15 protein-coding genes are annotated in these 21,046 nt (G+C 70.7%); all 15 read left to right on the top strand.

The window, feature by feature from the left end; genetic code table 11:
• Positions 1-691 precede the first annotated feature (691 nt).
• Positions 692-2,035 (top strand): SidA/IucD/PvdA family monooxygenase, encoded by a 1,344-nt coding sequence (locus OG928_RS43285; RefSeq protein WP_331767519.1) that lies wholly within the window; start codon positions 692-694, stop codon positions 2,033-2,035.
• Positions 2,032-3,201: an FAD-dependent oxidoreductase gene (locus OG928_RS43280; protein WP_331767518.1), complete on the top strand. Its 1,170-nt coding sequence runs from the start codon at positions 2,032-2,034 to the stop codon at positions 3,199-3,201. Before OG928_RS43285 ends, OG928_RS43280 begins: the two co-directional genes overlap by 4 nt.
• A complete protein-coding gene (locus tag OG928_RS43275; protein ID WP_331767517.1) occupies positions 3,198-5,486 on the top strand; it encodes a class I tRNA ligase family protein in 2,289 nt (762 codons plus the stop codon). The genes OG928_RS43280 and OG928_RS43275 overlap by 4 nt, the downstream gene beginning before the upstream one ends.
• Positions 5,483-8,863: an amino acid adenylation domain-containing protein gene (locus tag OG928_RS43270; RefSeq protein ID WP_331767516.1), complete on the top strand. Its 3,381-nt coding sequence runs from the start codon at positions 5,483-5,485 to the stop codon at positions 8,861-8,863. The genes OG928_RS43275 and OG928_RS43270 overlap by 4 nt, the downstream gene beginning before the upstream one ends.
• Complete coding sequence (locus OG928_RS43265) at positions 8,860-10,410, top strand: AMP-binding protein (RefSeq protein ID WP_331767515.1); 1,551 nt, start codon at positions 8,860-8,862, stop codon at positions 10,408-10,410. The genes OG928_RS43270 and OG928_RS43265 overlap by 4 nt, the downstream gene beginning before the upstream one ends.
• Positions 10,394-10,657 (top strand): acyl carrier protein, encoded by a 264-nt coding sequence (locus OG928_RS43260; RefSeq protein ID WP_331767514.1) that lies wholly within the window; start codon positions 10,394-10,396, stop codon positions 10,655-10,657. Before OG928_RS43265 ends, OG928_RS43260 begins: the two co-directional genes overlap by 17 nt.
• 1 nt (position 10,658) lies before the next feature.
• Positions 10,659-11,273, top strand: a complete 615-nt coding sequence (locus OG928_RS43255; protein ID WP_331767513.1) for a GNAT family N-acetyltransferase — start codon at positions 10,659-10,661, stop codon at positions 11,271-11,273.
• On the top strand, positions 11,270-12,367 hold the full coding sequence (locus OG928_RS43250; RefSeq protein WP_331767512.1) for a C45 family peptidase: 1,098 nt from the start codon (positions 11,270-11,272) through the stop codon (positions 12,365-12,367). The genes OG928_RS43255 and OG928_RS43250 overlap by 4 nt, the downstream gene beginning before the upstream one ends.
• Complete coding sequence (locus tag OG928_RS43245; RefSeq protein WP_331767511.1) at positions 12,364-13,176, top strand: alpha/beta fold hydrolase; 813 nt, start codon at positions 12,364-12,366, stop codon at positions 13,174-13,176. Before OG928_RS43250 ends, OG928_RS43245 begins: the two co-directional genes overlap by 4 nt.
• A gap of 113 nt (positions 13,177-13,289) precedes the next feature.
• Positions 13,290-14,159, top strand: a complete 870-nt coding sequence (locus OG928_RS43240) for an isocitrate lyase/phosphoenolpyruvate mutase family protein (protein ID WP_331767510.1) — start codon at positions 13,290-13,292, stop codon at positions 14,157-14,159.
• Positions 14,156-15,082 carry a 3-oxoacyl-ACP synthase gene (locus OG928_RS43235; protein ID WP_331767509.1) on the top strand — a complete coding sequence of 309 codons (927 nt, stop codon included), beginning with the start codon at positions 14,156-14,158 and terminating at the stop codon, positions 15,080-15,082. Before OG928_RS43240 ends, OG928_RS43235 begins: the two co-directional genes overlap by 4 nt.
• 49 nt (positions 15,083-15,131) lie before the next feature.
• Positions 15,132-17,396 (top strand): iron-containing redox enzyme family protein, encoded by a 2,265-nt coding sequence (locus tag OG928_RS43230; protein WP_331767508.1) that lies wholly within the window; start codon positions 15,132-15,134, stop codon positions 17,394-17,396.
• Positions 17,397-17,445: 49 nt separating this feature from the next.
• The gene (locus OG928_RS43225; protein WP_331767507.1) at positions 17,446-18,528 is read left to right on the top strand and encodes a saccharopine dehydrogenase; all 1,083 of its coding nucleotides are present in this window, start codon (positions 17,446-17,448) and stop codon (positions 18,526-18,528) included.
• Complete coding sequence (locus OG928_RS43220) at positions 18,521-19,711, top strand: saccharopine dehydrogenase family protein (protein WP_331767506.1); 1,191 nt, start codon at positions 18,521-18,523, stop codon at positions 19,709-19,711. The genes OG928_RS43225 and OG928_RS43220 overlap by 8 nt, the downstream gene beginning before the upstream one ends.
• On the top strand, positions 19,708-21,042 hold the full coding sequence (locus OG928_RS43215; RefSeq protein WP_331767505.1) for an ATP-grasp domain-containing protein: 1,335 nt from the start codon (positions 19,708-19,710) through the stop codon (positions 21,040-21,042). The genes OG928_RS43220 and OG928_RS43215 overlap by 4 nt, the downstream gene beginning before the upstream one ends.
• The last annotated feature ends 4 nt before the right edge of the window (positions 21,043-21,046 follow it).

Here is a 21,046-nt window from a genome sequence, read left to right as displayed (position 1 = left end):
TCGGCCGGACCCGACCGGCCCGTGCGAACGGATCTTGTCCACGCGCGTCACATGCCGTGCCTGCGCGGGCAATACCCGGGAGAAACAACCTGGTCAATGCCCCTACGGCAGTTGTTCGACCAGGGAAACGGAATGGGATCTTCGAGTATCACGATCACCGAGAGAAAGCGGAATGGGATCTTCGAGCACCCCGGTCGCGATCGGGTAATCGATCTTCTCGACAGGGCTTCCGCGACGCACTAGCCAAGCCGCTGTGACTGCTATAGAGTCTGTCTCGGTCATCAGCCCGCGTGAACTCACGTGAATAGGCTTTTGCAGTGAATAACTGTTCTTCAGCTCTTTCACAGGCCCGACGTTCCTCCTTTCTGTTGACGTCGACCAAAGACGGACCGGGATCGGATGTCCGCAACCCGTTCCGCCGTGGTCGAAATCGAGAAAGAGCGGACCGGGAATTTCGCGTGGATACAATCCGACCGCTTGTCGCCGTCTGATTTTTGCCGTGGATAGCTGTTCGATTTCTGCAGCACATGGCGGCCAATCTCTGAGAAGCATCTGTCGTGAAGCTCCGAGTGGGGTCGGCAACCGACCGTACTCGAGCTGTTCTGTCGCCGCCCCGCGAGTGGCTCATGGAACGACGCAGAATTTCGCCAGATGATCAGTCCTGCGCGAGTGCTGGGAGTGTCTTCGAGCTGTGGGAAAATCAGTCGAAAACCGCATTCCGGAAACAGGCGGACACCAGTCGGCGCAGTACCGCTGCGTCGGCATCGGAGTCGGTCCTGCCAATCTGAGCCTGGCATCGCTGCTGTACGGCCGCTCGGAGACGCCGAACCTCTTCCTCGACCAGAGGGAGCAGTTCGGCTGGCACGACAATCAACAGATACCCGGCGCGGCACTCCAGGTATCACTGCTCAAGGACCTCGTCCTCCTCTCCGACCCGACGAACGGATTTTCTTTCCTCTCGTATCTGCACGAGCAGGGAAAGATCTATCATTTCATCAACGCCCAGTACGAAGCCGTGCCCCGCCGCGAGTTTCGCAATTATCTGGAGTGGGCCAGTCGGCGCAACGAGAACATCGTCTTCGGCGAGAAGGTGCTCGCCGTCGAGTTCGATCGATCCTTCGTCGTACACACCAACCGGCGAAGCGTGACCACGGATAACATCTGCGTCGGTGTCGGCACCAGACCCTGGGTTCCGGAGCAGGCCCGCGACAAGCTCGGCGACACCCAGTTCCACGTCTCCGACTTCACTGCCGAAACGCACGTGGACCTCGACGGGAAGAGAGTCGCCGTGGTCGGCGGCGGCCAGTCCGGGGCGGAGGCGTTCCTGGACTTGATATCACGGCCGCCGAAAGAGTTACCCAGGCGGGTGACGTGGATATCGCGACGCGGAAACTATTTTCCCATCGACGACTCCCCGTTCACGAACGAGTATTACATGCCGAGCTATTCCGAATACTTCTCCGGCCTGGACAAGGCCGTCAGGGAATCGCTCAACAACCGGAACGTGCTGAGCAGCGATGGGATCTCCGCGTCGACGCTCCGGGACATCTACCAGCGCTGCTACGAGCACCGCTTCATCGCCGGAGCACACGATCTGCTGGCGCTGCTCCCCAATCGGGGCGTCACCGACGTGACGGGGAACGAGTCCGGCGGCTGGACCATCAAGATGGGCCACAACGACCGGCCGGGCGTCATCGAGCACGTGGACGTGGACGCCATTGTCTGGGCCACCGGATTTCGTCCGGCGTCGACGGATTTCCTCGCGCCGATCGAAAGTCGACTGGAGCGCGAGGGCGACGAGTACCGCATCGACCAGGACTTCGCCGTCCAATGGGACGGGCCCCGGGACCGGCTGATCTTCATGCAGAACGCGGCACGCGGGCAACGCGGCCTGGCGGACCCCAACCTGAGCCTGACCGCCTGGCGCAGCCGACGCATCCTCGACCGGTTGCTCGGCGTCGGCTCGAACGAACAACTGCCCTCGTTCGTCGAGTGGTCGGCCAAGCCGCCGGCCGACGAACTGGACGCCCTGTGACACCGGCCAGGACCGATGTAGCCGTCGTCGGCGCCGGAATCGTCGGCTGCATGGTCGCCCGGGAAATCACCGCACGCATACCGGATGCCTCGGTCGTGCTCCTGGACCGGGACACGGTCGGGACCGGCGCGAGCCGGCGATCGGCGGGGCTGCACTGCCCGCGCGGCTCGACGGAGCGCGTACGGCGCATGGCGCGGTACAGCCAGGACTACTACGGCGAGCTCAAGGCCGGCGCCCCCGGGCTTCCGATCCACGAGGTGCCCATGTCGGTCGTCGCCTCGCCCGCGAGCGCACCGCGACTGCGGGAGGTCTACCTCGACAGCGCCGAGCTGACCCGCACCGATCACCTGCCCGACCGCGCCCCGTCGGGCCACCCCGGCGGCCCAGGCAACCCGGGCGACCCCGCCCACCCCGGCCACCCCGGCATCCGCTTTCCCGAGGACGCGGAGATCTGGGACTGCCAAGGCGCCCAGTACGCCGACGTGTACGCCCTGGTCCAGGAGCTCACCCGAGAGCTCCGCCCGCGAGCGACGCTCCGAGAGTGCGTCCGGGTGGACGCGGTGAACACCGTCGGCCACAACGGCCGAGACACCGGGGACGTCGAGCTGAGGCTGGGCACCGGGGAGACGCTGACCGCGGGTCGGGTCGTCCTCGCGCCGGGGCCCTGGCTCGCCGCCCCCGCCTGGCGCGGCCTCGTCGCCCCGCTCGGCGCCCGGGTCAAGAAGGTCGTCGCCCTGCACATCGAGCAGGTTCCGGACCGGGGCGACCGAGCCGTCGTCTTCCAGGACGAGGACGCCTTCCTGCTGCCCCTCCACGCGCTGGGGCACTGGCTCTTCAGCTACACCTGCACGACATGGGACGTCGATCCCGACGAGATGGTCGACGGGTTGTCTCCCCACGACGTCGACGAAGCGCGCGGGAGTCTGCGCCGCCACGCCCCCGAGCTGGCCGAACGAGGTGTCTCCGGCCGCGTGTTCTGCGACGCGTACAGCCCCACCGGTGAACCGGAGGTACGGGCGCTGGAGGACGGACGCGTCGTCTTCGCGGGCGCCGCCAACGGATCCGGTTACCGGCTCGCCCCAGCGATCGCGGCGGAGGCCGCGGACCTGCTGCACCTGCCACCGAAGCCGCCGCACACGATGGAGAAGCAAAGGAGTCAGTCGTGAGGATCAGCACCTACGGCCCCGACGCCCCGGATGCCGCCCACGGCATCGCCGTGGCCGCCGTCGAGGCCGGCTCCGCGACGCGGCTGGGTGTCGGTGCGGCCTGGGTCAGCGTCGCGCCCGGCGCCCGCTCGGACGCGCACCAGCACGACGAGACGGAGACCTGGGTCTTCATCTCGGGCACGGGCGAGCTGACCGTCGACGCCGAACACCATCCGGTATCCGCCTCCACCGTCGCCCAGTTCGAACCGTTCGAGACGCACTCGGTCGAGAACACCGGCGAGACCGACCTGCTCTTCGTCAGCTTCTACTGGCGCGACGGCGAACGCGCCGTGCGCGCGGCGAACGACCCGGGGCACCGACGCTTCGGGGCCCGTCCGCTGTTCGTCTTCTCCTCCGCGCCGACCCCCAACGGGGATCTCCACCTGGGCCACCTGTCCGGCCCGTACTTCGGCGCCGACGTGTTCGTCCGCTACCAGCGCATGATCGGCGCCGAGGCCTGGCACATCACCGGCAGCGACGACTACCAGAACTACGTCGTGGCCGCCGCCCGTCGAGAAGGACGGGAACCGGCGGAGACCGCCGCGCACTACAGCGCCGAGATCCTGGCCACGCTCAAGCTGATGGACATCGATGTCCACCAGTACACCGCGACCAGCCGGGACGCCGCCTACCCCGCCGCCCTGCGGGCGTTCTTCTCCCGGTTGACCGCCTCGGGGACCGTGGCGCCCAGGGAGGGCAGCGCGCTCTTCGCCGCCGACACCGGCGAATACCTGTACGAGTCGGGAGTCACCGGTCGCTGCCCCACCTGCGGCAGCGAGGCCGGCGGGAACGTCTGCGAGGCGTGCCTGGAGCCCAACGTCTGCACCGACCTGATCGAGCCGCGCTCCCCCGCCTGCGACGTCCCTCCCCGCGAGGGTGCCGTCACCCGCTACACCCTTCCCTTGCACGAGCTCGGCAACGACATCACGGCCCATCACCGACTCGGGCGCGTCCCGGCCGCGGTGAAGGAGCTGGCGGAGCGGCTCTCCCGCCGCGAGCGGCTCGACATCCCCGTCACCCACCCGGCCGAATGGGGTGTGGCGCCCGCCGAATCCGACGTGCCGGGCCAGGTCATCTGGTCGTGGCTGGACTACGCCTTCAGCATTCTGTACGGCATCGGCGCACTCGGCCGCGACCTGGGCCGGGACTGGGACGCGGACGCCCCCGACGCCGACTGGAAGATCGTGCACTTCCTGGGCTCGGACGGCAGCTTCTTCCACCCGATGTTCATCCCGGCGCTCTACCGGCTCGCGCACCCGCGGTGGAACCCGGACATCGACTACAACATCAACGAGTTCTACCTGCTCGAGGACAGCAAGTTCTCCACCAGCCGCGGCCACGCCATCTGGGGCAAGGACGTCCTGAACCCGCACACGGTCGACTCCATCCGCTGCTACCTGGCGCTGACCCGCCCCGAGGGCCGCCGCACCGGCTTCGCGCCTGCCGCGTACGAGACCTTCGTCCGCGACACTCTGGTCGGCACCTGGCAGGAGTGGCTGAACGACCTGGGCGACCGCGTCCGGAAGCGGTACGACGGCACCGCTCCGGAAGCCGGCACCTGGACGCCCGAGCACATGGCCTTCCTGGCCCGCCTGGAGGCGCGGCGGTCGGCGCTGACCGGCAGCCTCGGCCAGGACGGCTTCTCGCTCAACCGCGCGGCCGAGATCCTCGACGGCATCGTCGAGGACGTCACCACCTTCGTCCGGCTCCAGGCCCCCTCCGCGGACGTCGCGACCTGCAAGGACGAGGCCCGCACGGCGGTCGCCCTCGAACTCGCCGCCGCGCGGCTGCTCGCCACGTGCGGCGCCCCCGTGATGCCGAGGTTCGCGAACCGCCTCTCGGCCGCCCTCGGAGGACCCCCACCGACGCGATGGCCGGACTCGGTCGCCCTGGTGCCCGCCGGGACCCCCGTCGACCTGACCGGACAGGTGTTCTTCGGCGTTCCCACGGCGTGGGAGCGGGCTCCGGAGCGGCCGCCCTCGCCGTTGCTCCCGTGGTTCGGCCGCCTGGTGCGCGACCTTCTGCGCCTGCCCGACGACGAGCCCGTACACGACAAGTCGCTCGTGCTGCTGGGCATGGAGTCGCTGCAGGCCATCGCCCTGCAGTACCGGCTCACGGAGCAGGTCGGCGCCGACGTCTCGATCGAGGACCTGCTCGGCGCCCGCACGGTCGCCGAGCTGAGCGCGCTCATCGCGGAGGGCCTGGATCCCGACGTCGTCGCCGCCCACGCGGAGGTTCAGGGGTGAGCCACGTACAGGTTCTGCGCGAGATCGAGGCGAGGGGTCTGACCATCACGGCCGCCGGCGCCGACCTGCGCCTGCAAGGGCCGCGGGAGCGGATGGACGCCGACCTGCTGCGCCTGATCAAGGCGCACAAGGCGGAACTCATCGCCCACCTGGACGCGCCGGACGGCTTCGCGCCGACCGACCTTCAGCGGAGCTACCTGGTCGGCCGGGGCGAGCACGTCGAGATCGGCAACGTGGCCAGCCACGTCTACCACGAGATCGAGGGCGTCTGGGACATCGATCGCCTGGAGGCGGCACTGCGTTCGGTGGTGGCGCGACACGGCGCGTTGCGCACCCGCTTCACGCCCGACGGCAGACAGGTTCAGGAGGACACCGTCGAGGTGCGCATCGAGCGCCTGGACCTGCGCGGTGCGCCCGAGGCCGCGCAGCGCGAGCACCGGCTCGCCCAGCGCGAACGGCGCTCGCACCGCGTCCTGCCCGCCGACCGGGCCCCGCTGCTGACGGCGGACGTCACGATCCTGGCGGACGATCGCATGGTGCTGCACGTCGAGCACGACGGGCTCGTCATGGACGCCATCAGCATGTTCCTGTTCTTCCGGGACTGGTGGTCCGCCTACGACACGGTCGCCGGCATTGATGCCGCCGACGGCGCGGACCCGGCTCGGGAGGCGTCCTTCGAGGCGTACGTCGCGGCGCTGGAGGCCGCCCGCACCCGCGCCCCCGCGAAGCGCGCGCGCGAGTACTGGCTGGGCCGGCTGGACGATCTCGCCCCCTATCCGGACCTGCCGCTGCGGACCAGTCCGTCGGCGATCGTCAACCCCCGGTTCTCGGCGCACTTCGCGCGGCTGGCCGAGCCGTCGTGGACCGTGCTCAAATCCCGCGCCGCCGAGGCCGGACTCACCCCCTCGGCGCTGCTGTTCGCGATCTACGCGGACACCCTCGCGGCGTGGGGCGCCGGTTCGCGTTTCACCATCAACACCACCGTGGCGAACCGTCCGCCGATTCACCCGCGCATCTTCGAGGCCATCGGCAACTTCTGCGAGACGATGCTCGTCGAGATCGCCGTGGACCGGCGGACCATGTTCGTCGACCGGGCACGTGCCCTCCAGGCGAGGCTCCGCCAGGAACTGGACAACCGGCACTTCTCCGGCATCGAGGTGATGCGTGAACTGGCCCGCCGCGGCGACGGCGCGGCGCGCGGGCGGATGCCGTACACGTTCAACAGCGCGCTCGGATACGTGCACGCCGACGTCGACGGCTCGGCCCTGGAGCTGTTCGGGCCGGAGGTGTACACCTCCAGCCAGACGCCGCAGGTCTGGCTCGACGTATCCGCCTTCGAGCAACACGGCGGCGTGGTCGTGCAGTTCGACAGTGTCGACGGACTGTTTCCCGACGGGCTGGTCGAAGATCTGGTGTCCGGCTACCAACGTCTCCTGGAGGCCCTGCTGACGGAGCAAGCGTGGTCGGCGACCACGTTCGATCTGCTTCCCGAGCGGCAGCGGGAGCGTCGCCGGGCGGCCAACGCCACGACCACGGCGCCGCCTTCGCCCGGGATGCTGACGGACGCCTTCCTGGCGAACGTGGACCGGGCGCCGGCCGCGCCGGCCGTCCTGACCGGCGCCGGGACACTGAGTTACGCGGAACTGTACGCACGCGCCGCGCACGCCGCGGCCTGGTTGCGTGCCCGGCACGTCGCCCCCGACGAACTGGTCGGGCTCGTCATGCACCGCGGCCCCGAGCAGATCATCGGGATCCTCGCATCGATGCTCGCCGGGGCCGCCTATCTGCCGGTCGACGCCGCGCTCCCGGCGGCCCGCAGGCGGTACATGCTGGCCAACGGCCGAGCCCGCCTGGTCCTGACCGACGCGGACGCGGCGCGGGATTGCGACGATCCGGGCGGCCCGGGACGCGAGGTCCTGGTGCTCGACGCGACCCGCCCGCTTCCCCCCGGCCCCGCGCCCGATCCGCGACCGGTCCCGGGCGGGGACGACGACGACCGCCTGGCGTACGTCCTCTACACCTCGGGCACGACGGGCGAGCCCAAGGGCGTCATGGTCAGCCGCAAGAGCGTGGCCAACGTCGTCGCCGACTGCAACGCGCGGTTCCGCGTCGGGCCGCGGGACCGGTTCTTCGGGATCAGCGCCTTCAACTTCGACCTGTCCGTCTACGACGTCTTCGGCGCCCTGTGCTCGGGCGCGGCCGTCGTCGTGCCGGACGCGGACAAGGCGACCGATCCCGCGCACTGGTTGCAGTTGTGCGGCGAGGCCGGCGTCACCGTCTGGAACTCGGTTCCCGCGATCGTCTCCCTCCTGCGGGACCAGGCGGCCTCGGACGGGACGGACGCGTTGAAGGCACTGCGCCTGGTGATGATGAGCGGGGATCGCGTCCCGCCGACGTTGCCCGCCGCCGTGCGAGGGCTGCGGCCCGACCTGGAGATCGTCTCGCTCGGTGGGCCGACGGAGACCACGATCTGGAACGTGCTGCACCCGATCGACGCGGACGAGGACGGCTCGCGGAGCATCCCGTACGGCAGGCCCAACGCGAACAACCGGGCGTACGTCCTGGACGAGCACCTGTGCGACGTACCCGACGCGGTGACCGGTGAGATCTGGGCCGCCGGTGTCGGCCTGGCCCGGGGGTACTGGGGCGACGACGCCCTCACCGCCGAGCGCTTCGTCACCGACCCGGTGCGGGGCGAACGCCTGTACCGGACCGGCGATCTGGGCCGCTACCTGCCGAACGGCGAGATCGACATCCTCGGCCGCGGCGACTTCCAGATCAAGGTGAACGGCTATCGCATCGAGGCCGGCGAGGTGGAGACCCGGCTGGTCGCGTTGGACGACGTGGAGCGGGCCGTCGTCACCCGGCAGGGCGGTGCCCGGGGCGACCGGCTGGTCGCCCATCTCGTACCGTCCGGCGCGGGGCGCCCGTCCGTCGAGGTGGTGCGCGAGGCGCTGCGCAGCCATCTGCCCCCGTACATGATCCCCGCCGCCGTCCACTGGCACGCCGACCTGCCGCTGACCGGGAACGGCAAGGTCGACCGGGCGAGGTTGGCGGCCGCCGCCGACACGGCCGCGCCGCCCGCGTCCGTCGCCGCTCCCGCCGGGTCGGAGCTGGAACTCCGGGTCGCCGGGCTGTGGGCGAAGCCGCTGCGGATCGCGGACGGGGATCTGGACGTCACCCGCCCGCTGTACGACCTCGGCGGCGACTCGCTGGCGGCCGCGCGCATCCTCGCCGGTGTGCGCAAGCAGTTCGGCCTGACCATCACGCTGGACCGGCTGCCGGAGGTCGACACGGTACGGGCCATGGCGGCACACATCGAGCGAAGCCTCGCCGAGAGGTCCCCGAAGGCCGGGAAGGAGACGAGCGCGACGTGAGCGACTCGGTGATCAACCACATCGTGTCCCGGCCTCCCCCGCTCGGACATCGCATCTCCTTCTTCCGGCTCGGCGGGATCGAGACCCTGGACCTGACGGAGCTCCACGCACGCGCCGGACGGCTGGCGCTGTCGTTGCGCGACCTGGGCATCGACCGGGGTGACCGGATCGGCATCCTCGCGGCGAACTGCCTCGAATGGGTGCTGCTGGATCTCGCGGCGATCCGCCTGGGCGCGGTGACCGTGGGCTTCGACCCGGCCAAGTTCGACTCCGACGCCGATCTGCGGGAGCGCTACCGCCTGAGCCTGCTGTTCACGGACCGCTCCCCCGACGCGCCCGGCAGCCGGGCGCTCGGGGACGTCGGTCCGCTCGCCGACGAGCCCGAACACGGTCGGACCCTCGAACCGATCGTCTACGCGCCCGACGACGTGCTGTCGCTGAAACTCACCTCCGGCAGCACCGGCGAGCCCAAGACGCTCACGGCCGCCGTCGGCAGCATCGACAGCGACCTGCGGGCGGTCCAGGAGATGTTCGGGCACGGCGGCGACGACAACCTGCTCGTCTTCCTCCCGCTTTCGGTGCTACAGCAGCGGTACTGGACGTACTCCGCGCTCCGCTGGGGCCATGACGTCACCATCGCCGGCTACGAGGCCGCGTTCCCCGCGCTCCGGCGGATCCGGCCGACCGTGGTGATGGGCGTGCCGGGCTTCTACGAGACCGCCAGGAAGCACATCGAGGCCCGCATGGGCGACACCGGAGCCGCCGGTGACGACCGGAGCGCGCGCGAGCGCGCGGCCCGACAACTGTTCGGCGACCGCATCCGCTACCTGTGGACCGGCTCGGCGCCGGCCGCCGGCGGCACGCTGAGGTTCTTCGCCGGCGCCGGGCTGCCGATCTTCGAGGGCTACGGGCTCAACGAGACCTGCATCGTCGCCAAGAACCACCCCGGCGCGCACCGGGAGGGCAGCGTCGGGCGTGTGCTGCCGGGCAAACAGGTTCTGTTGGATGCCGAAGGCGTGATCCACGTGCGCGGCGACCACCCGGTGTGCCGGGGCTACGAGCAGGCACCGCCGGGTGTGTCGGAACAGGTCTTCGGCGCGGACGGGACGGTGCGGACCAACGACATCGGCCGTTTCGACGAGGACGGGTTCCTCTACATCCACGGCCGCGCCGACGACGTGATCGTGCTGGACAACGGCCGGAAGATCGTCGTACGGCCGCTGGAGGAGCACATGAGGACCAGTCCCGCGATCGAGGAGTGCGTGGTGTTCTGCCCGACGCAGACCCATCTGGTCGCCGTGGTCTCACCCACGAGGGAACCGGTCGGGCCGGCCGAGGAGCGGGCCATCGCCGAGCAACTCGCCCGCACCAACGCCGCCTTCGGCCCGGACGAGCAGATCCGCCGGGTCGTGGTGGCGCGCACCCGCTTCAGCGTCGACAACGGGCTGCTCACCTCTCAGCTCAAGGTCAGGCGCGGGCGGATTCTCGACGCCTACCGCGCGCAGATCCACGACACCCAGGGAAGCATCCATGCAGTCCGAGATTGAGACCGCGGCCAGGAAGAACCTCGCCCGGGTCCTGGAAACCGACGTCGCCCCACAGGACATCGACCTCGACGAGGACATGGTCGGCCGCTACGGGTTGACCTCGCTCAACAAGGTCCTGTTCCTCATGTCCGCCTGCGACGATGCCGGAGTGGACCTGTCGAGCTTCACCGAACCCGACGTGGCGGCCATGAGCACGCTGCGCGACGTGACCGAGGCGCTGTCGCGCCACGCCGGAAAGGTGGCCTGAGATGAGCTGGGTGGAGACCGCGTCGACGACGCTGGAGAACGATCACGTCCTGCTCAGGCCGATCGTCCCGGCGGACCGCGAGGCATTGCGCAAGCAGGCGATGGACCCGGATATCTGGCGCTACTTCGTCCTGCTGATCGAGACGGACGCCGAGTTCGACGCGTTCTTCGACGCGGCCCTGGCCGACCAGGCCGCCGGCCGCCGCGTCGTCTACAACGTCATCGACAAGCCCACGGGCCACACGGCGGGCAGCATGAGCTTTTGCAGCATCGCCGAGCCGGACGGGCGGCTCGAGATCGGCTGGTCGTGGCTCGGCAGGGAGTTCCGGGGGCAGGGGATCAATCGCTGGGCGAAGTTCCTCATGTTGGAGCACGCCTTCGAGCGGCTCGGGGCCGAACGTGTCGAATTCAAGACCGACGTGCTCAACCTCCAGGCGCGCCAGGGTCTGCGCAACATCGGTGCCACCGAGGAAGGGGTGCTGCGCAGCTTCAACCCGATGCCCGGCGGTCGGCGCCGCGACGCGATCTACTTCAGCGTGCTGCGCGCCGAATGGCCGCCGGTGCGCGAGCAACTGCGCACGCGGGCCAAGGTGACGTGGCCGGTGGGGATCGGATGACCGGGGACACCCTCCACGTCCCGTTGGTGCGGGCCCACGGCGACGCGTTCGAGTGCGGCCGTCGGCACGGGAGGGAGCGGGGGAGGAGCCTGCGTGCCTTCGTCGGCGACGGGCTGACCCGACTGGACCGGATCATGCCGGACCCGGTGTCGTTGCCGTCGCTGCGGCCCGTGCTCGACGCGTACCGGGACCAGATCGAGACCCAGACGCCGCTGCTGGCACAGGAGTTGCGCGGTCTGGCCGACGGCGCGGGGCTGGGCGCCGACGAGGCGTTGTTGCTGCAATTGCGGCGCGAAATCATGGGATACCATCGGATACCGACCATGGGTGACTGCACGACGTACGCCCTTCGCGGCGACGCCGGCCCCGTGCTGGCGCAGACCGTCGATCTCAACGGGGACCTCGACGACCAGATCTGCGTGCTGCACATCGCGCGCACCGGTTCGCCCCGACAGGTGCTCGTGCTCAGCTTCGGCGGGCTCCTGGGCTACCTCGGGGTCAACAGCGACGGTCTCGCGGTGGGGCTGAACCTGGTGCTCGGCGGTGAGTGGCGCCCCGGCCTGCCGCCCTACCTCGCCATCCGCCACCTGCTGGACACGGCCTCGGGCGTGGACGAGGCGGTGGAGATCCTGCGCGGACTGAAGCCGGCCGGCTCCCGCAACCTGGTCCTGTGCGACACCCGCAAGACGGCCTGGGTGGAGATCCTCGGGGACGAGCAGCGCGTGACCGAGGCCGAGGTGACCACGCATACCAACCACTTCCTGCACCCCGACTTCCGCGCGCACGACGAACTCAACGTCTTCGCACACAACTTCTCCCGGCTGCGGCTGGACACCTGCCGTACGGAACTGGCCGCCCTGCCGGCCGACGCGGGTGTCGAGGACCACTTCGCCCTGCTGTCGGCGGCGCCGATCCGGGTCGAGGGCAATGGCGACATCCGACGGGAGCGGACGGTCGCGGCGGTCGTGATGCGGCCGGATCTGGGGGAACTGCATGTGCGGCCGGGCGATCCGGCCCGCAACCGCACACGCTCGTTCGGGCTGCGCGGTCCCGGGGCGCAGTCGATGACGGAGATGGCGGAGGTGACGCCGTGACCGCGTCCGTGGACGACACCGGCTGGTTCGTCACCCGCGGCGGCGCCGCCGCGCACGCCCCGCGCGTCTACTGCTTCGCGCCCGCGGGCGAGGACTCCCGCGCGTTTCTGCCCTGGCAGGACGAGTTGGGAGACGAGGCGGAGCTGGTCGCGGTATGCCCGCCCGGTCGAGCGCATCGGGCCCGCGAACCCCGGCCCTCCCTGGAGGAGTTCGCCCAGGGCGCGGCCGCGGCGATCCTCGCCCGGGCCCGCGACTCCGGCCGCGGCGACGGTGACGGGAACGGGAACGGGCGGCCGGTCTACCTCTTCGGGCACAGCCTCGGCAGTCTCGTCGCGTTCGAGACGGCGCGGCGACTCCGGGACCTGCCCGCCCTGCGCCATCTGTTCGTCTCCGGGGTCTCGGCCCCCTCCCTGGCGCCCTCACAGCGGGTGCGCGAGCTCGCGGCCCTGGAGGGCCGGGAGTTCGCCGAGGCGCTCCGGTTCTTCGAAGGACTCCCCCCGGAGGCCATGGCCCACGAGGAACTGCTGGACCTGCTGCTGCCCGGCGTGATCGCGGACTTCCGCATGGCCGCCGCGTACCGCTACCGGCCGGCTCCCCCGCTGGCGGTGCGCGTCACGCTGATCGCCGGCCGGGACGACGCCTACCTGGATCCCGACAAGGTGGCGCTGTGGGACGAGGAATGCCTGACGCGGCCCGCGTGTCACTGGGTCGACGGCGGCCACTTCTACTACCGCGACACGAGCCCGTCGGCCGTGACCGACCTGATGCTCGCCGCCGTTCGGGCCGACCGGCACATCGAAGTGATCTAGGGCCGGGCGCGGCAACGTTGCCCGGCAACGGTTGCCCCGTCGCGGCACTGGAAGTCGTAGCCCACCACCGATCCAGAACCGATCCACACGTGATCGAACCGGAAGGAACGGCAATGCTGCTCGACCCGGCAGACCAGTACCGACGGGGAGTCTCCTTCAAGGAAGCGCACGCCGGTGAGCGGGCCTTCGTCGTGGCGAACGCGTGGGACGCGGGAAGCGCACGCCTGTTGTCGCAACTGGGCTTCGCCGCCCTTGCGACCACCAGTGCCGGCCTGGCCTTCGCACTCGGCCGGTCCGACGGCGTGAACCTGCTGGATCGCGAACAGGCGCTGGACAACGCGCGATCGATCGTGGCCGCGACGCCGCTCGCGGTCAGCGCCGACCTGGAGAGCTGCTACGCCGGCTCCGCCGAGGAGATCGCCACGACGATCCGCCTGGCCGCGGCGGCCGGGCTGGTGGGCGCCTCCATCGAGGACGCGACCGGTGATCCGGACGATCCGATCCTGCCCGTGGAGACGGCGGTGGAACGCGTCACCGCCGCCGTCGAGGCGGCCAGGGCGCTGCCCTTCCCGTTCACCCTGACCGCGCGGGCCGAGAACTTCCTGTACGGCCGGGAAGACCTCAAGGACACCATCGCGCGCCTTCAGGCGTACGAGGCGGCGGGAGCCGACGTCCTGTACGCCCCCTGCCTGCCCGACGCCGAGGCGATCCGCCTCGTGTGTTCGGTGCTCGACAAGCCGGTGAACGTCCTCGCGGGCGTCGGCCCGATGCTCTCGGTCGACGAGTTGTCGGCGCTGGGAGCCCGGCGGATCAGCCTCGGCTCGGCGCTGGCCCGGGCCGCGATGGGGGGCTTCCTGCGGGCGGCTCGGGAGGTCCGCGAGCACGGGACGGTCTGCTTCGTCGAGCAGGCCGTGCCCTACGGCGAGCTGAACACGCTGATGTCCGGGACCGCGGCCGGGCCGGAAGAAGGCGGGCGCTCGTGAACGCGCCCGCGGCGTACCTGCACGGGCCGCGCTACGTCCTGGGCGAGACCGAGGTCCACCACACCCGGATCGCCAACCTGTCCGCGCGCGCGGCCGAGTTCCGCATGGCGCCTACGGCCGACCTGTGGGGGTGGGGCAACGTCCGCCGCACCGGGCGGAGCCTGGAGGCGATGGCGGCCGAGAGCGCGGCCGCGACGTTACGGGCCGCCGCGACCGCCCCCTCCCGGGTCGACGCGGTCGTGCTGTGTTCCACCCGGATCCCCGGACCCGCGGAAGGCCACGGCGGCTTCATGGAGACCTTTCTCGCCGAGGCCGGCCTGGGCGACATCCCGTTCTACGGGCAGAACATGAACCGCTGCGTGAACCTCCTGGCCGCGATCGACACGGCGACCGCGTTCGTCAACGCCGGCCGGTACCGCCGGGTGCTGATCGTCACCACCGACAGCGTCGCGCACGAGGACGACCGGGTGGCGAGTTACGCCCTGTTCAGCGACGGGGCGGCGAGTTGCCTCGTCGCGGCCGAGGGCGAGATCGACGGCGGATACGAGATCGTCGCGTGCGCGAGCGCCCAGCACCGGGGATCCCTGGCGCACGCCAACGAGATCAGCGCGGACCTGGCCCGAACGGTGAACGACCGTCTGCTCACCCCCTCGGGCATGAAACTCGGCGATGTCGCGGGCCTGATGCACGCGAACATCTTCAAACCCGTCGTCGTGATGAAGGAACGCCAGGCCGGTTTCACACAGGCCCAACTCCACCTCGACAACATCACCCGGGTAGGGCACTGCTTCGCCGCGGATCCGCTGATCAACCTGGTCGACCGGGCCGCGGCGGGACACGTCGAATCCGGCCGCCACTACATGCTCGCCGCCGCCGTTCCCGGTCAACGGATCGGAGTGCTGCTGCGCGGGGCCGACGCGTGACACCGGACGACACCGACGACACCGACGACACCCCGGAAGGAGGCCCCCCATGACCACCACACCGAGCACACCGAACACGCCGGGCCGCGACCGTGCCTTCGTCCCCTTCGTCCTTCCGGACACCATCGACGCGCTGCCGCACCGGCCCTTCGAGTTCAGCCGCGCCGGATGGGACGACGCCGCGGCGGCCACGCGCGCGGAGCCGGACGCGTTGTTCCGGCGGCTGTTGCGCGACCAGGAATCGGAGTCCTCGCTCCTGATCGCGCGGCGCGTCATCGACGCCTTCGTCCGGGAGACGGACGTCGGGCCGTCGGACGCGGAAGCGGACGCCGAGGCGATCGCCGCCCACGTGCTCGGCGCACGCGCGGAGTCGGCCGCGGTGATCGACGCGCTGACCCGCCTGGAGCCGGAACCGCGCGAGAGCGTCCTGCGCCAGCGCGCGCCCCTGGGGCTGTTGGCCGGCTGTTGGCTGGACACCGTCTCCCAACCCGCGACCCAGCCCTCCGTCGTCGTCAACCGGCTCTTCGCCCAGCACCTGACCCTGCGCGGCGGCGGCAACGCCGAGCACGGTCAGGCCCGGCGGCGGCGGCGCGCGCTGGCCGACGCGGGCGTGCACCTGCCGGAGATCGCCGCCGCCGACTTCCTGGACAGGGCACAGGCCCGTCCGCTCACCGCACTGCACGGCTGCTTCTACCTCGCCCTCTCCCGCCTGCCGGCCAACTTCCTGCCCGAGGTCTCGGGCGTGCACTACACCTTCCACGCCCTGGGCACGGACGACCTGCTGAGCGGCACACCGCCGCTGTTGTCCGAGCCGGCGCTACGGGAGGTCCTGGCCGAGCACCTGGCCCTGGCCGGCCCCTCCGCGCGGCGCCGGCTGTACGCGGCCGTGCGACTGACGCTCGAACTCGAGCGCGAGCACCTCGCGATGCTGACCGAACTCGGCGCCTGGCGCGGCGCGCTCACGCCGGAGTCGAAGGTCGCGCGGATCATCGCACGACACGCCCCGCTGGCCGGCCGACAGCACGGCGGCACCCGGGTCGGCGGCCGGCTGCTGTCGGACGTCTTCGGCGCTCCCCGGATCGACCTGGCCGGCTTTTTGGCCGACCTCCGCGAATCCGGTCACCTGCGAGGCCCCGGAGACGGCAGTTGCCGGCTCGTGGACGCCATGCGATTCGGCGGTCCGATGTTCGGGATCTTCGACGAACGCGAGGCGGCGACCATCCGGGCCTGGGCGGCGAGTGTGCAGGCCGGCGAGCGGCCCCGGATCGAGATCTCGAACATCACCGCCGGGGACGAACCGGCCGACCGCCGACGGGCCGCCATCGCGCGCAGCGCCCCCGCCGACGTCGTGGTGGCCGAAGCCGAACCGCGCGATCAGCGCGAGCTGTTCCACCGCCTGGTCAACGTGGAGAACTTCGCCAACATCCTCCCGGTGGCGGCCGAGCGGGCGCAGCGATGCTTCGAGGAGGCGGAGATCCTCTTCGTGCACGGCGCCGGCGGCAGGTACACCGACGCGACCTGGTTCGAATACAGCCCGCAGGCGCTGTACGAGCGCGCGGAACGGGTCTATTGGGAGAAACTGGTCGACCCCTACGAGCCGCTCCGGGAGATCCCGGACCGCGACGAGGTGATCTTCCGGCAATCCACGTACTACCTCACCTACCTGATCGACGGCGCCTGGCTGCACCGACTCGGCAACCTCGGCCGCGAACGCGAGAGCGACGGCATGCTGTTCGCGATCTACGCCGACGAGATGGGCAACGGGGACCTGTGCAAGAACCACATCACGCTGACCCACCGAGTACTGGCCAGCGCGGGGATCGAACTGCCGCACATTCGCGACGAGGCGTTCGTCGAGCAGGACGAACTGCCCGACGACCTCTACGGGTTCGCGATCCAGCAGCTGTGCATGTGCCTGTTCCCGGATCGTTTCCACAACGAGATCCTCGGCTACAACCTCGCGATCGAGATGTTCGGCTCCGGCGAGATGCGGCTGCACGAGATCCAAAAACTCCGCCACCACGACATCGACACCTGCTACGAGCAGGCACATCTGACGATCGACAACTTCTCCGCCGGTCACGCCAAGCAGGCCGCCGAGATCATCGTCGGCTACCTCGACCACGTGCGGCGCACCGTGGGCGAGGCGGCCGTGGCAGTGGAATGGCGCCGCGTCTGGCGCGGCTACGCGTCCTTCGCGTACTTCCTCGAACAGCCGCTGCTCAAGGGGATATCCGCCGGCGAGCCGGCCGCCGGCCCGACCGCCCCGTCGCCCGGCCCCGCCGACGACACCGTGGCCGAGCTGGTCATCTGAGCCCGGCTCGACCACGCGGAACCCCGAACCGGCAACCGGAGGAGGACACATGGCCGACATCAGGATCACCATGCGACACGAGGTGCGCGAGACCGAGCGGCGGGCACCCATCGTGCCGGCCGACGCCGCGCTCCTGGTCGAGCGCGGCATCGCGCTCACCGTCGAGCACTCGCCGCAGCGCGCGTTCGCGATCTCGGACTACCTCGACGCCGGCTGCGCCCAGGCCGAGGCCGGCAGCTGGATCGACGCCCCGCCCGGGGAGTTCGTCGTCGGCCTCAAGGAACTACCCGACGAGCCCGCGGCACTCGGACACCGGCACGTGTACTTCGGCCACGCGTACAAGGGCCAGCGCGACGCCCGGGCACTGCTGCGCCGGTTCGCCGCCGGCGGCGGCGCGCTGCTGGACATGGAGTACCTCACCGACTCCGACGGCCGGCGGCTCGCCGCCTTCGGCTACTGGGCCGGATACATGGGTGCCGCGCTCGCGGTGCTCCACCATCGGGGCCGACTCGCCCTGCCGCTGCGACCGCTGCCCAAGGAGTCCCTGGACGAGGCGTTGCGTGCCTCGGCCGCCGGCGCGCAGCCGAGGGTTGTGGTCATCGGGGCCCTCGGACGGTGCGGACGGGGCGCACGTGACGCGCTGGCGGTCGCCGGGATCGAACCGACCTGCTGGGACGTCGCCGAGACCGTCTCGCTCGATCACGCGGCGCTGCTCGACCACGACATTCTCGTCAACACCGTCCTGGTGACCGGACCGACCCCGCCCTTCGTGACCGCGGAACTGCTGCGGTCGGGGCCCCGGAGGTTGTCCCTGGTCGCGGACGTCACCTGCGACGTGACCTCCAAGCACAACGTACTGCCCATCTACGACAGCGTCACCGGATGGCGGGAGCCGGTACGACGACTGGACGACGTCGGCGATCCCCTGGGGGTCATCGCCATCGACAACCTGCCGTCGTTGCTGCCCGGGGAGGCCAGTGTCGCCTTCTCCGCCGAACTGACGCCCCATCTGCTGACGCTGGGCGAACCCGGGGAACCCGGGAAACCCGGCGAACCCTGGCAGCGCTGCCTGCGGGTCTTCCGCGAAGCATGCGAAGCGAACGGCCTGGAAACGGAGAGCGCCCATGTCTGAGTCGATTCCCGCCGGCGGAACCGTCCACTGGATCGGTACCGGCCTGTCCTCCGGCAGCGGGCTGCGGGTGCTGGCCGAGCGGGCACCTCGCCTGCTGGTGTGGGGCCGCACCGACGACAAGGCCGAGCGGTGCCTGGCCCGGCTGGGCCTGACCGATCGAGCCACCGCGCGTGCGTACGACCTTGCGCGGCTCGCCGCGGAACTGCGCACCGGTGACATCGTCGTGTCGATGCTGCCCGCGAGCGAACACCCCGCGCTGCTGCGGCTCTGCGTCGAGTACAACGCCCACTTCGCGTGCAGCAGTTACGTCTCCGAGGCCATCCTGGCCGAGGTGCCGGCCGCGGCGAAGGCCGGCCTGGCCGTGCTGACCGAGGCCGGCCTCGACCCGGGCATCGACCACCTGTTCGCGGACCTGCTGGTGGCCAGGGGCCGCGAAGCGGTCGGCGACGGCCCGGCCACGGTGGAGTTCACCTCGTACTGCGGTGGGCTCCCCGCCGTGCCCAACGAGTTCCGCTACCGATTCAGCTGGGCCCCGCGCGGGGTACTGGGCGCGCTGCGCGCCCCGGCCCGATACATCGACGAGGGGGTGGAGAAGACCGTCGCCCTCCCCTGGACCGTCACCCGCCCGCACATCCTGGACGGCGAGCCGTTCGAGGTCTACCCGAACCGCGACAGCGTCCCCTACCTCGCCCAGTACGCCTTCCCGAAATCCTGGCAACCGCGCGTGTTCGTCCGGGGCACCCTGCGCCTGGACGGCTGGCAGCGGGCATGGGAGGACGTCTTCACCACGCTGCGCACCGACGACGACGAACGCATCGCCGCCCTGGCCGACGAACTCGCCGCCCGATACCCGACCACCGACGTCGACCGCGACCGGGTGGTCCTCGCGGTCGCGCTCGACGTCCGGGGCGCGAACGGCGGCGCCTGGCGCGGCGAATACGTACTCGACGCCGTCGGCGAGGCCGACGAGAGCGCGATGGCGCGGTGTGTCTCGCTGCCGCTGGCGTACGGGGTCACCGAGATCCTCGACGGGAAGGCGCCCGCCGGGCTGCGCCAGGCCGCACAGGGCGCCGAAGACGCCCAACGGTGGCTGGCGTTCCTGAGCGCGAACGGCGTCGGTTGGCGATTCGACGAGACAACGCAATCCGACCAGGTGCGGACCCAGGGGGACACGCGAGCATGACCGACGCCCGACTCGAGTCGCACGATGCCGACGGCAGGCCCAAGGCATTCATCCTGACCGGCTCCTTCCCCGTGATCCGCCGCAATCCGCTGTACTTGACCGAACTCTCCGGGCGCGGACTGAGGATCCTGGTGATCACCGCGGAGTCCTACCGCGAGCAGGCGACGGCGGCGATGGCCGACACGTCGAACCCCGCGTCGCAGATCACCGAGATCGCGTACGTCACCGGTGACTTCACCGTCCAGGGTGCCTTCGTCGCGGGCGCGGTGGCCCGCACCACGGCCTGGCGCGAGACGTACACGATCGTGGGCGCCTACGCCGTGGGCGACTACCTCGCCGAGCCGACCGGTCTTCTCGCCGACGGACTCGGCGTGCGCTCGCCCGGTCTGCGGGCCAGCCGCGCCTGCCGCAGCAAGTACCTCCAGCGCTGGTACGCCCCCGAGCTCGGCCCCGGCTCGCTGACCGTCCCGGCGGGCGAGCGCGACACCGCGGACCTCGGCGCGGTGCGTTTCCCCGCCGTGGTCAAACCCGCCTCCCGCGCCTCGAGTTCCGGCGTCGAGACCGTCGAGGACCCGGCGGGCCTGCGCCGTCGGCTCGCGACGTATCCCGACCACGAGGTGGTACTGGTCGAGGAGAAGGTCATCGGCCCCGAGTTCTCGGTGGAGAGCCTCGTCCAGGAGGGCCGGGTGATCTTCGCGTCGGTGACGGACAAGGAAACCAGCGACAGCCACACGCACACCTTCGTGGAGATGGCACACAGCGTGCCCAGCGCCCGCGAGGACCTGCGCGAGGCGCTCCTCGCGGCCAACCGCCGGCTGCTCGACGCGCTGGCGTTCGAGAACGGGATCACCCACTCGGAGTGGCGGGTCGGGGGCGACGGTCGCCCGCGCCTGATGGAGGTGGCCGCACGCACCCCCGGCGACGGGCTGCTGACGCTCTATCAACTGGCCACCGGGCGCCCCCTGGAGCCGGAGATCCTGCGCGTCGCGCTCGGCGAGCCGGCCTCCTACCCGGAACCACACCGCCACACGCGGCAGGTCTACCTGGAACACGAGTGCGGGACGCTGGAGGACGTCGTCGTCGACTGGCCGGACGTACGGCCGGAGTGGATCGGTGACAGCGGCGTGTGGCCGGACATCAAGCCCGGCGAGCCGGGCGAGGGACCGACGTTACGCGCGGTGCTGGTCCTGCGGAAGCGAGGCAGTGACCTGGTGCCGCTCGCCAGTTCCGACGACCGGTCCGTCACCTTCTTCATCGACGCCCCCACGCCCGACGGACTCGACGCCCTGGAACAGCGGGTCCGCGGCGCCATCCGCATCGTCACCGGCTGACGGA

The organism is Embleya sp. NBC_00896 (assembly GCF_045207785.1).
Lineage (GTDB): Bacteria > Actinomycetota > Actinomycetes > Streptomycetales > Streptomycetaceae > Embleya.
Note: the sequence above shows the minus strand (reverse complement) of the source record. Positions and strands in the feature narration are given on the sequence as shown.